Source organism: Streptomyces sp. NPDC048411 (assembly GCF_040704695.1).
GTDB lineage: Bacteria > Actinomycetota > Actinomycetes > Streptomycetales > Streptomycetaceae > Streptomyces.
Genome location: NZ_JBEZKL010000092.1, coordinates 1 through 11745, shown reverse-complemented (window position 1 = coordinate 11745; position 11745 = coordinate 1). Strand labels below are relative to the sequence as shown.

9 protein-coding genes and 1 pseudogene are annotated in these 11745 nt (G+C 70.2%); 9 read left to right on the top strand and 1 reads right to left on the bottom strand.

Annotated features, from left to right (window positions below; genetic code table 11):
• Positions 1-373: 373 nt before the first annotated feature.
• Positions 374-490 (top strand): annotated as a pseudogene (locus AB0915_RS26950) (EF-hand domain-containing protein); the annotation flags it as partial.
• Between the two features lie 55 nt (positions 491-545).
• Here AB0915_RS26950 and AB0915_RS26945 read toward each other — a convergent pair.
• Complete coding sequence (locus AB0915_RS26945) at positions 546-1172, bottom strand: TetR/AcrR family transcriptional regulator C-terminal domain-containing protein (protein ID WP_366693528.1); 627 nt, start codon at positions 1170-1172, stop codon at positions 546-548.
• Between the two features lie 167 nt (positions 1173-1339).
• On the opposite strand from AB0915_RS26945, the gene AB0915_RS26940 reads away from it, so the two are divergent.
• From AB0915_RS26940 to AB0915_RS26905, 8 genes are all read left to right on the top strand, one after another.
• Positions 1340-2911 (top strand): APC family permease, encoded by a 1572-nt coding sequence (locus tag AB0915_RS26940; protein WP_366693527.1) that lies wholly within the window; start codon positions 1340-1342, stop codon positions 2909-2911.
• Positions 2912-2995: 84 nt separating this feature from the next.
• A complete protein-coding gene (locus tag AB0915_RS26935; protein ID WP_366693526.1) occupies positions 2996-3604 on the top strand; it encodes an agmatine deiminase family protein in 609 nt (202 codons plus the stop codon).
• On the top strand, positions 3508-4107 hold the full coding sequence (locus tag AB0915_RS26930) for an agmatine deiminase family protein (protein ID WP_366693541.1): 600 nt from the start codon (positions 3508-3510) through the stop codon (positions 4105-4107). The genes AB0915_RS26935 and AB0915_RS26930 overlap by 97 nt, the downstream gene beginning before the upstream one ends.
• 78 nt (positions 4108-4185) lie before the next feature.
• On the top strand, positions 4186-4854 hold the full coding sequence (locus AB0915_RS26925) for a transposase (protein WP_366693525.1): 669 nt from the start codon (positions 4186-4188) through the stop codon (positions 4852-4854).
• A gap of 598 nt (positions 4855-5452) precedes the next feature.
• Entirely contained in the window at positions 5453-9229 is a 3777-nt protein-coding gene (locus AB0915_RS26920; protein WP_366693524.1) for a S8 family serine peptidase, read from the top strand.
• A 528-nt stretch (positions 9230-9757) separates the two neighbouring features.
• The gene (locus AB0915_RS26915) at positions 9758-10750 is read left to right on the top strand and encodes a GNAT family N-acetyltransferase (RefSeq protein WP_366693523.1); all 993 of its coding nucleotides are present in this window, start codon (positions 9758-9760) and stop codon (positions 10748-10750) included.
• Between the two features lie 291 nt (positions 10751-11041).
• The gene (locus tag AB0915_RS26910; protein WP_366693522.1) at positions 11042-11209 is read left to right on the top strand and encodes a hypothetical protein; all 168 of its coding nucleotides are present in this window, start codon (positions 11042-11044) and stop codon (positions 11207-11209) included.
• Positions 11210-11268: 59 nt separating this feature from the next.
• Positions 11269-11667 carry a hypothetical protein gene (locus tag AB0915_RS26905; protein ID WP_366693521.1) on the top strand — a complete coding sequence of 133 codons (399 nt, stop codon included), beginning with the start codon at positions 11269-11271 and terminating at the stop codon, positions 11665-11667.
• Positions 11668-11745 lie beyond the last annotated feature (78 nt).

Genomic DNA, 11745 nt, shown 5'->3' with positions numbered 1-11745 from the left:
GACTCTGTCGGGGACCTTGAGACGTGCAGGGCCAGTAGCTGGCCGCCTGCCAGGACCGCAGTCGAGGAATCCCCTGCTCGTCCAGAAGGCTCTGGAAGGCCGTGGGTGGTCGGGAAGGGGGTGGCGGGGTTGACGTGCCCGTTGGCCGAGCACCCGGCTCTCCACGTGATCCGCTGGATCAGGCGAGGTATTCGCTGACCTGGCCGACGAAGACCGCTTCGACATGACCATCCGCTTCACCCTCTGGGACCACGTCACCGAGAACACCGGCCTGACGACCGCGGCCTGAGCACAGGCCGGAACCAGGCCCCACCACGCCTCGACACACCGTCAGACACCCACACACCCAACAACGTGACAACGCCCTTCTGGGGGAGTGGGCGACGCGGACGCGTTCTCGGCCCTCTTCGACCAGGCCAACCTGGACGGGGACGGGGTCCTGACCTTCGAGGAGTTCGCGCGTGAGGTCGACCGCCGCTTCGGCTGGTAGCGGCCACGCACCCGCGCGCCGGATCCGATGGCACGGGCCGGGTCTCCGGCAGGGTCTACAGGCGCGCCGCGAGGCCGTCGAGGACGAGCCCCAGGCCAAGTTCGAAACCGCGGTCGTCGAGCTCGGCCAGGCCGGCGCCGGTGGCCGCGGCGCCGGTCAGCGAGTCGGCCAGGGCGGGGTAGTCGGGCCGGTATTCCACGGCCGGCCGGGTGAATCCCGCGGTGAAGGTCTCCAGCGCCGAGCCGAGGACGAGGTAGTCGATGGCAGCGGCGGCCTCGGCGGCGTGCGCGGGTGTGCAGCCCGCCCGGATCAGGGCCGCGAGGAGCGCGTCGTAGCCGCGCAGGGCCGGGGCCGCCTCGACCGCGCGCCGCGCCGCCGGGGCGATCGCGTTCGGGTGGCGCAGGTACACCTGGCGGTAGCCCCGCGCGTAGGCGGCGATCCCCTGCCGCCAGTCGGGCCCGTCGAGCGGGCTGAGATCGATCTCCTCGTTGATCAGTTCCGAGACCGCGTCGAGGACGTCGTCCTTCGACGCGACGTGATGGTACAGCGACGCACCCCTGACCCCGAGCCGTTCGGCGAGCGTGCGCATTTTCAGCGCCTGGGGGCCCTCCTCGTCGAGGAGTTCGAGGGCCGCGCGCGCGATGCTCCCGCGGCTGAGCAGCGGCTGGTTCGGTCGGCCCACGGTGTGATCCCCCTCGACATCAGTCGTCAGGTTACCTGCACGGAGGGGGTTCCCAAGAAGTTCAGGCCGGGTTAAGGTCCCCGCATTCGCAAAACCTAACCACGTTAGATTTAGCTTCCGGGACGCACCGGCCGGACCGGTGCGTCCCGCATTGCGAGAGGTGCGCCATGCCCGAGACTGCCCCCGCACGCCCTGAACCGGGTGGCCCAGCCGCCGGCACCGACACCGACACCGACGCCGCCCGCCTGGCAGACCTCGGCTACACCCAGGAGCTCAGCCGCAGCCTCGGCATCCTCGGGAACATCGCCATGGGCTTCGCCGTGGTCTCGCCCGTCGTCGCCCTCTACGCCGTCTCGATGGTCGGCACGATGATCGCCGGGCCCGCCTGGGTCTGGGCACTGCCGATCGTGCTCCTCGGCCAGTGCTTCGTGGTGAACGTCTACTCCGAGCTGGCCTCCCAGTGGCCGCTCACCGGCGGCCCGTACCAGTGGTGCCGCCGGCTCCTCGGCCCGTCCTTCGGCTGGCTGAGCGGCTGGGTGTGGCAGTTCGCCATCATGTTCGGCAACACCACCGTCTCCTACCTGGCATCCCCCTGGGTCTTCGCCCTCGTCGGCGCCACGCCCACGCCGGGCTCCCTGGTCGCGGTGGCCGCCGGAGTCCTCCTCGCCTGCATGCTCGTCAACGCGTACGGCATCAGGATCCTGAGCTTGTTCGTCTCCCTCGGCATCGCCGCCGAGGCCATCGCCTCCGTACTGGTCGGCTTCGCCCTCCTGCTCTTCTTCCGCGAGCACGGATTCTCGCTGTTCACCGAAACCCTCGGAGCCGAGGAACTGTCCGGCGGCTCGACCGTCGTCGCCTTCCTGGCCGTCCTGGCCGTCGCCGGCTGGGGGTTCATCGGATTCGACGCCTGCGTCTCGACAGCCGAGGAGACCAAAGACGCCGCCCGGCAGGTGCCCCGCGCCATGTGGTGGGCGCTGCTCAGCGTCGGCCTCGTGGTCATCCTCAACGCGATGGCGGTCGCCCTCGCCCACCCCGCGCCGCAGGCCGTCGTAGCGGGAGAGGACCTCGACCCGGTGACCACCGCAGTCGCCACGGCCTTCGGATCCTGGTCCGACAAGCCTTTCGTGGCCGTGGTCCTCGTCGGATTCCTCGCCTGCGCCATGGCCTCCCAGGGTGGGGCCGCCCGCGGGGTGTACTCGCTGGCCCGCGACGGCGTCTTCCCCTTCTCCCGCCAGGTGCGAAAGGTCAACAGCCGCCAGGCCCCCATCGGCGGACTCGTCGCCTCGACCCTCGTCAGCTGTACGGGGCTGCTGCTCGGCCTGAACGCCACCGCGATCGGCAGCCTGATCGCCTTCGGTACCGCGGCCACGTTCCTGCCGTTCTTCCTGGTCAGTCTGGCCGCCCTGATCGCCCGCCTCCGCGGCACCTGGGTCCCCTCCGGTCACATCCGGCTGGGACGCAAGGGCACCTTCCTGAACGTGCTGGCCGTCCTGTGGACCGCTTTTGAGGTCGTCAACGTGTGCTGGCCGCGGGCCATCCTCGCCCCGCCCGGCGCCCCCTGGTACCAGATCTGGGCGGGCCTGCTGGGAATCGGTGTGGTGATCACCGCCGGCCTCGTCTACCTGGTCGTGAAGAAGCCGCAGGACGCACTCCGCGCCGCCCAGGCCCGCGAGGAGGGGGGTCGGAGCGAGCAGAACGAGAACGAACCGGCGACCGTACCCGCCCCAGAGCGCCCCTGACCCTCCGTCACCCCTCCCGCCCCTTCCCCGACAGGGTCGCCCGGCCCTGTCCACAGAGGGAAAACCCGCCGAAGGAGTTATGCCATGGACCTGCCACGCATGACCCGTCGCGGCTTCGGCGTCGCCGCCCTCACGGCCGCCGCTCTCCCGCTGCTCGGCCGCACCGCCTTCGCCGTACCGAACGAGGACCCGCACCACGCGTCGGCCGAATGGGAGCCCCACGCCGCCTGCATGATGGCCTGGCCCTGGAGCAGGCAGGTCGGATGGGGCGGACTGCTCGCCGACGTCCAGGCCGAGATCGCCGGGATCGCCCGGGCCATCGCCCGCTTCGAACCCGTGGTCATGGTCGCGGAACCGGGCCAGGCGGTGCAGGCGCGCGCCCAGTGCGGCAGCACGGTCACGGTCACCGAGTACCCGGTCAACGACTGCTGGACCCGCGACACCGGCCCGATCTTCGCGGTCAACACCCGGAAGACCCACCGGATCGGCCTGGACTTCGCCTTCAACGGCTGGGGCAACAAGTACCCCTACGACAGGACGACTTCCTGCCCGTCGGCGTGTGCGCGTACCTGGGTGACACCCGCAAGCCCGTTGACATGGCCCTGGAGGGTGGAGCCGTCCTCACCGACGGGCAGGGCACCCTCATCACCACCGAGGAATGTCTGCTCAACCCCAACCGGAACCCCAGCATGACCCGCGCGCAGATCGAGGCCTCGCTGCTCGCCGCGTACGGGGCGAGCAAGCTGATCTGGCTGCCGTACGGGCTGCACCACGACGAGATCACCAACGGACACGTCGACCTCGTCGCCGCCTACCTGGGCCCCGCCAAGGTCCTCCTCCATACCCAGCCCGACCCCACAAGCTCCAACAACGCCAGGATGGCAGCCAACAAGGCGGTCCTCGACGCAGCGACCGACGCCTGCGGCCGGCTCTTCCAGGTGGTGGAGATGCACCACCAGCCGCACTTCCGCCAGAACGGCCTGACCGTCGAGACCTTCAGCTACACGAACTACTACCTCACCAGAGGCAGCGTCGTCGTACCCATCGCGGGAGAGCCGGCGGACGCCCCCGCCCTCGCCCAGTTCGCCACTCTCTTCCCCGGACGCGAGGTCGTCGGAACGCCGGCGCGAGTCCTGGCCTGGGGCGGCGGCGGCGTCCACTGCGTAACCCAGCACGTCCCGGCGGTCACCCTTTAGCGGTGGTTTGTTGACGGCGGGTTCGTGCGGGAGAAGGCCATGAAGTAAAGGCATCAACTACGGCCTGGGGAGCCCGAGATGACGAAACGGCTGCCGTGTCCGCCCGCGCCCGGTCCGCTCGAAGCGCACGCCGTCCGCTTCGATGACCTCTTCGGGACGCTGGCCCAGCGGCGTGGGTTTCGCGGGTACCTGGCCGGGCTGCTGCTGCCCCGCGATCGCAACAAGACGCTGACTTGCCTGGCCGGCGCCGAACCAGTGGCCGGTGCCCAGCATGCGGCGGTGCAGCGGCTGCAGTTCTTCTTGTCCGAATCGACCTGGAGCCAGGAAGCGGTCAACGCCCGCCGCCTGGAGCTGCTGCTGGCCGACCCGGCCACCGCTCCGCACCCGGGCGGGGCACTCCTCGTCGATGACTCTGGCGACCGCAAGGACGGGACGGCGACCGCGCACGTGGGCAAGCAGTATCTCGGCTCGGTCGGGAAGATCGACCGTGGTGTGGTCACCGTGACCACCTGCTGGGCGGACGAGCGCGTCTACTACCCGGTGCACGCCTGCCCCTACACTCCGGCCCATCACTTCTCCCGAGGCAAGGACGACCCGGGCTTTTGCACCAAACTGCAGATCGCGGCCGACCTGGCTGCCCGGGCCAAGGCGGCCGGGCTGGTCTTCCGCGCAGTTGGGCCGACTGCGCCTACGGCGACCAGGACAGCTTCCGCGCGAGCCTGGACACTGCTGGCCTGCCGTTCGTGATGGGCCCTCAAGCCCCAGCAGAACACCTGGGCCTACGGCCCCGACGCCCACACTCCCGTCGACGCCGAACGCCTCCTGACCTGGCAGGATGCCGAGCATCCCGGGGACTGGTCGCGCACCGAGCGCACGTTTCGCGACGGGCACACCGCCACATGGTGGGCCGCCGAGGCCAGGACTGGGACAGGATGTGCGCGCGCTCCATGGTGTGCCACATCTCGCGGTGCTCGCGGCGGCGTAAGCGCGGGGCCAACTCCCCTTCGAAAGGGGCTCGTACGGGCGCAGGCATGCTTTTCTCCATGCCTCCAGCCTGCGCCGCCGCAGCGCTCGGCGCTTGAACGAACCTGCTACGGAACGATCCAGCGGATTCTCCGGGTGAAGCCGGACGACGCGATCCCGAACATCCGCCGGCACACCCGGCTGAGACGAGCAGACCCGCCCGGGTCCGGCCGGTGCAGGCGCCGCCGAGCAGTGGATTCTTCTACGGCGTCCGTGGCGGGTAGCCGACACGGACTCATTCCGCCTCGGCAGAGCACTCCCGTACCGCCCGCTTCTTTGCAAGGGTGTCGCCACCGCAGCTCCGAACTAGTAGGGGAGAGGTATGCGCTCGTTATCGCGTGCGGCACTGGGGGCGGCCACCGCCGTCGTCCTGGCCGTCACCGCTGTCGCGCCGTCCGTGGCCGCCGGGCCACAGGACGACGCGACCGGCAGCAGATCCATCGTCGGCAGTGAGACGGCCCAGGCACAACAGGCGGACAAGCCTGTCACGGTCACGCTCGTCACCGGTGACAAGGTCCTGGTGAGCACTGACCGTTCCGGCCGCAGTGCAGCCGTCGCGCTACCGCGCGAGGACGGCAGCGTGCCCTTGCTGGAGACCCGCCAGTCGGGCAAGGACCTGTACGTCTACCCCGAGGGTGCCGCCGCGGCACTCGCTGCAGGCAAGGTCGACGAGGAACTCTTCAATGTCACCGGTCTGATCCGGCAGGGCTACGACGACGCGCACACCGACGCCGTTCCGCTGATCGCCGTCTACGACACCTCCGTCGACGTCGCCCGCGCCGTGCCCGCCGCCCCGCGTGGCGTCGAGCGCGGACCGGTGCTCAAGGCGGCCGACGGTGTGGCGCTGAAGGCCGACAAGAAGAAGGCCGCCGACTTCTGGGCGGACATCACCTCCCGCCGTACGCGCTCCGGCTCCGACCTGAAGAAGCTCTGGCTGGACCGCAAGGTCGAGGCCAACCTCGAGAAGTCCACGAAGCAGGTCGGCGCCGACCTCGCCTGGGCCGCCGGCTACGACGGCAAGGGCACCAAGGTCGCGGTCCTGGACACCGGCGCGGACGCCGAACACCCCGACCTCAAGGGCCGGATCGTCGCGTCCAAGAACTTCACCGACTCCTCCAACGACGGCGACCGCCAGGGCCACGGAACCCACACCATCTCCACGGTGGGCGGCTCGGGCGCGGCGAGCGACGGAAAGAAGAAGGGCGTCGCGCCGGGCACCGAGCTGCTCAACGGCAAGGTGCTCAACGACGGGGGATACGGCGCCACGTCCTGGATCATCGCCGGTATGCAGTGGGCCGTCGACAACAAGGCCGACGTCGTCTCCATGAGCCTCGGCAACCCGGCCGCGACCGACTGCACCGACCCCATGAGCGCCGCCGCCGAGGAACTCGCGCAGTCCAAGGACACGCTGTTCGTCGTCGCCGCCGGAAACTCCGGCCCGTCCCTCAACTCCGTCTCCTCCCCGGGCTGCGCCCCCAGCGTGCTCACCGTCGGCGCCGTCGACCGCGACGACTCCACGGCGCCCTTCTCCAGCCGCGGCCCGGCCCGCATCTCGCACACCCTCAAGCCCGAGATCGCCGCCCCCGGCGTCGGCATCTCCGCCGCCGCGGCGGGCGGGCGCGGAGTGTACGCGTACCGGACCATGTCCGGTACGTCCATGGCCACCCCGCATGTCGCGGGCGCCGCCGCCATCGTCAAGCAGCGCCACCCCGACTGGACCGCGCAGCAGATCAAGGCCGCGCTCGTCTCCTCCGCGAAGAACTCCATACCCGGCGACGCCCGCGAGACCGGAGGCGGCCGCCTCGACGTCAAGGCGGCGATCGACGCCCAGGTCCTCGGCGCCCCGGCCGTCCAGGGCGGCACCTTCAACTGGCCGCAGAGCAGCGGCGACCGCACCAGCGTCGACATCCCGTACACCAACACCGGCGACCAGCCGGTGACGCTGGACCTCGCGCTTCAGGGCGTCACCGGCAACGACGGCACCGACATCCGCTCGAAGATCGCCCGGCTGGGCGGCAAGAGCGTCACCGTGCCGGCCGGAGCCACCGTCAAGGTCCCGCTGGTCCTCGACCCGGACGCACACCTGGAGCCCGGCCAGTACGGCGACATCACCGGCCGGGTGCTGGCCACCGCCGACGGCGTCCACGTCTCCACGCCGTTCTCGCTGTACGTCCAGCCGGAGACGGTCTCCCTGCGGGTCAAGGTCGTCGACCGCCTCGGCAAGCCGGCCGCCGGCGGCTCCTCGATCGACGTCGTCGGCACCGACACCGCCACCGGCGAGCGCCGCTTCAACCGCGGCGCCATGGTCCAGGAATACCGACTGCGCCCCGGCAGCTACTTCCTCTCCAGCTTCGTCGTCACCCCCGACCCCGGCGAGGGCGCGCAGGTGGCCGATTCCCTTACCTACCTGGGCCGCCCGCAGCTGGAGCTGAAGAAGGACACCACCGTCGTCCTGGACGCCCGCGACGCCCACCGGCTGCAGATCCGGACCGAACGCCCCACCGAAGTGCGTTCTGCCACCCTTGCCTTCGCCCGCTCCTGGGACGACGTCTGGCGGCACTCCGCAACCCTTGGCGGCGGACGCGGGATCCGCGGCTACTACGCCTCCGTCGAGGGCGAGGCCACCGACGGTGACTTCGAGTTCGGCAGCTACTGGCGTGCCGCCGCCCCGTTGATCTCCGAGTTCGCCGTCGTCGGCGGCGAGACCCTGCACCCGGTCACCGCCTTCACCGGCTCGGTCAACCTCGACGGCACCGGTGAGGCCCGGCTCGTCGACGCCGGGACCGGAACTCCGGCCGAGCTTGCGGCCGCCGGGGTCCAGGGGAAGATCGCCCTGGTCCGCATCGCCGACGACAACACCTACGTTGTCCAGCAGGCCCGCGACGCCAAGGCCGCGGGCGCCAAGGCCGTCCTCGCCTACCGCTCCGCCCCCGGGCGCTGGATGCCGTCGACCGGCATCCTGCTCAGCGGCGACGTGCCGGTACTCGCTGTCGAGTCCACCGAGGCCACCGCGCTGCTGGACCGGCTGTCCGGCGGCGAGGTCACCCTCCGCTGGAAGGCCACCGCGAAGAGCCCGTACGCCTACAGCCTCGGCTTCCCCCAGAGGGGTGAGCTCGACGAGGACCGTACGTACCGGGTCGACGACGAACGGCTCGGCCGCACGGACACGACGTACCACGCCATGGGCGTAGCCACCGACTACGCCGACTTCGTCTACGCCACCCGGCCGAACGGCATGGGGATGTTCCTGGGCAACTTCGATGCCCTCCCGGCGCCCGGCACCCGCACCGAGTTCTTCACTCCCGGCGACACCTCCTGGGCACACTACGTCAACAGCAGTCTTCCCTTCGGCGAATCCATGGTCGGCCGGACGCGGTCGTACCAGGCAGGCGAGCAGGACACGGAGCGCTGGTACGACGGGGCGATCGCCCCGGTCGCCCCGCGCGACGCCGACGGAAAGCCCCTCCTCACCGCCGAACGCCAGGGCAACCTGATCGGCTTCGCCACCGCGATGTGGGGCGACAACACCCACCACGCCGTGGACGGTTCCTTCGGTGACATCGGCAACCTGCGGCTGCGCCGCAACGGCGAGGAGATCGGCAGGAGCATCTACCCCTTCGGGGTCTTCAAGGTCCCGGCCGAGGACGCGGAGTACGAACTGGAGCTGAACACGGAAAAGTTCGGCTTCCCGGCCAGGGTCTGGCAGCGGTCCAACAGCGTCAAGACCGTCTGGAAGTTCCGCTCCGCGCTCGACGAGAACGTCTACTCGCAGGGCATCCCGATCCTCTTCCCCCGCTACGAACTCCCCGAGGACAGCAACAAGACCCTCGCCGCGGAGGACGGCCAGAAGATCACCCTGACCGCAACGGGCCACGCCGGCTACACCCCGGCCGCCCTGACCGGGGCCAAGCTGTCGTACTCCTACGACGGCGGCACCACCTGGACCGAGGCCCCGGTCGACCGGCACGACGGCACCTGGAGCGCCACCGTGAACCACGCGGGTGCCTCCGGCAAGCAGGTCACGCTGAAGGCCGAACTGACGGACGCCAACGGCAACTCCGTCACCCAGACCGTGGTCCGCGCCTACGACGTGCGCTGACCGCGAACGGCTCCGCCGGGCGTCCCCCTCGTGAGGGGAGGGACGTCCGGCGGAGCCATTTCATGAACCGAGCGCATGCGATGCGGGCCCTCGGAAGGTGCGGCGACAGGCGTTCGGCTTCGTACCGAGCATGCGCAGGAATGTGCGACATCCCGCGAGTTCCTCTGAGCCCCGCTGAGTCCTTGTCCCTGTGGCCAGGGGGGTTCTTCCTCCTTCGTGTGGTCTGCGGTCTTGTGACGCAACTTCGGGATTCTTGAAGCGTTCTCACCGTGTCCGACCGATCCACAGTCGGGCCGAACACGGCGAACCTGGGGGTCCGGTAGGAACGGAGCAGAGAACCGGCTTTGCTGTCAGAAGTTTTGACGGTGTGTGACCTAGGCCGTCAGGGTGTGCGGGTGAGTGATGACACGCCGCTCGCCAGGTAATCCCGTGACGGGCCGAGGGGCGCGGCAAAACCCGTTGCCGGCGGGCGATGCGGCGTGGGATACGTGGCGGCAGTTCCATTGCCGTTGATCCTGGGGAGCCCTCGTGACCACGACCGTCCACGCCGTCGATCCGCACGACGAGGCAGCGCTGCGCGCCTGGTACGCGTGCTTCCGGGAGGGGGCCGTGGCCGGGCGCACCGATCCCCTCGTCGACTCCTTCGGCAGCCTGGCTCCCCGGCTGCGCGACCGGAGCGAGGCCGCGCCGCGCCGGGTCCGGGCGGTCGCCGCCTACGAGGGCGGGGCCGTCGTCGGGGCCCTGCTGCTGGGGTTCCCGCTGGCGGAGAACCGGCACGTCGCCGAGGTCGAGATCGACGTCCCGCCAGGCCATCGACGCCGCGGCGTCGGCGCCCTGCTGTTCGAGCACGCCGTGGACGCGGCGCGGGCCGAGGGCCGTACCACCCTGCTCGGCGAGGTCCCGGTCCCCGACGGCGCTGGCCCCGACGGCGCGCCGGGGTTGCGCTTCGCCGAGCGGCACGGCTTCGGCATCGAGCACGGCGAGGACCACTACGTGCTGCCGCTGCCGGCGGTCGGCACGGCGCCGATCCGGGACGGCTACTCCTTGACCGGCTGGGTCGGTTCCTGCCCGCAGGAGCACCTGGACGCCTACGCGGCACAGCGGACCGCGATGGGCCGCGACGTGCCGACCGGCACTCTCGACGTGGAGCCCCCGGTGTGGGACGCGGCCCGGGTCCGTGCGGCGGAGGGCCGGCACGTGAAGCAGGGCTTCACCCCCGTCGTGACCATGGCCAGGGGGCCGGGTGACGAGTACGCGGGCTACACGCTGATCCTCGTGATGGCCGACCAGGACGGGCAGGTGCTGCAGGGCGACACCCTGGTGCTGCGTGCGCACCGGGGGCACGGCCTCGGCGCGGCACTCAAGGCCGCCAACCTGGCCCGGCTGGTGGAGGCGTTCCCCGGCAGCGCCCGCGTCCACACCTGGGTCGCCGGCACCAACACCGCCATGCTGGCCGTCAACCGCCGCTTCGGCTTCCGCCGCGTCGACTCCGAGGCCGGCGTCCAGCGCCGCCTCGACTGATGCCCTCCGCGGCACCGCCGCACCCGCCATCCACCGACGGCTCCTCACGCACTGCCAGCCCCTCGACTGCACCTCGGCGATCCCGGCACAGCGCAAAGCCCGCCTCGAGTACGAGAACCGCGTGAACGCTCTCGGGGCTACCGGCTGACCAAGGTGAACCACTGCCAGAAGTTTTGACAGCAGCACCGGTTCTCTGTTCCGTTCCTACCGGACCCCCAACCTCCACCTTCTGATCAACAACCAGACCGCCACCAAGACCGACCGCGCCAGCAACCACTGGATCAGCGGCCGATGCGCGGGCAGGCCGCGACCCTGGAGAGGCTGCGCGTCGACCGGCACATCGAAGAAGCCATGGTCCAAGGACCCGACCCCCTCCACTTCGCCGAGGTGTTCGGACTCGACGAGAAGACCGATGCGCTACGCGGACTCCGCACGAGCTCTGCTGGGACAGGCCGCTGAACAGCAACTTCGACGAAATCAGCTCGACCAGGACACCCCGTGAAGGGAATCATGGGCGAGTGACGTCGACCGAAGCAGCAGCAAGTGTCCTTCAGGACCATGCCGCCCTCTGGAGCACGGGAGACGTACGGGCAGGCGACGTCATCAGTGCCGCCTGTGATGCGCTCGTCGCCGGGCTCGACAGTCCGGGGCTTCGAATCCTGGCAGCCTGCACACACGCTGAGGCGGACTACGACGTGCACGAATTGCTCCCCGAGGCCCTCGACGAGCTCGGCCTCACCTTCTATTCAGTCGCCAGCGATGCCGGCAAGGAAGCTGCCGTGCGCGCGCTCGCACGCCGCTTGCTCGCCGGCGAGCTGTCACCTCGCGAGTTCACCTTCCGGATTCACCAGCGTCACGGACACGAACTCGCACTTACGGAACAGCTGGCCGAACTCGACGTGAAGCTCCCCCTTTGACCTGGACAGCCTGATACTGGGACGGAAGGTCCCGGAGGAAGCAGTTACAGGCAGTGAGCAAGAAGAGCAATATGAGCA

What these genes read in the sequence shown, in the direction of transcription:
- AB0915_RS26930 (WP_366693541.1), top strand. Translation starts at nt 3,508, where the DNA reads ATGGCCCTGGAGGGTGGAGCCGTCCTCACCGACGGGCAGGGCACCCTC.
- AB0915_RS26935 (WP_366693526.1), top strand. Translation starts at nt 2,996, where the DNA reads ATGGACCTGCCACGCATGACCCGTCGCGGCTTCGGCGTCGCCGCCCTC.
- AB0915_RS26940 (WP_366693527.1), top strand. Translation starts at nt 1,340, where the DNA reads ATGCCCGAGACTGCCCCCGCACGCCCTGAACCGGGTGGCCCAGCCGCC.
- AB0915_RS26925 (WP_366693525.1), top strand. Translation starts at nt 4,186, where the DNA reads ATGACGAAACGGCTGCCGTGTCCGCCCGCGCCCGGTCCGCTCGAAGCG.
- AB0915_RS26920 (WP_366693524.1), top strand. Translation starts at nt 5,453, where the DNA reads ATGCGCTCGTTATCGCGTGCGGCACTGGGGGCGGCCACCGCCGTCGTC.
- AB0915_RS26910 (WP_366693522.1), top strand. Translation starts at nt 11,042, where the DNA reads ATGCGCGGGCAGGCCGCGACCCTGGAGAGGCTGCGCGTCGACCGGCAC.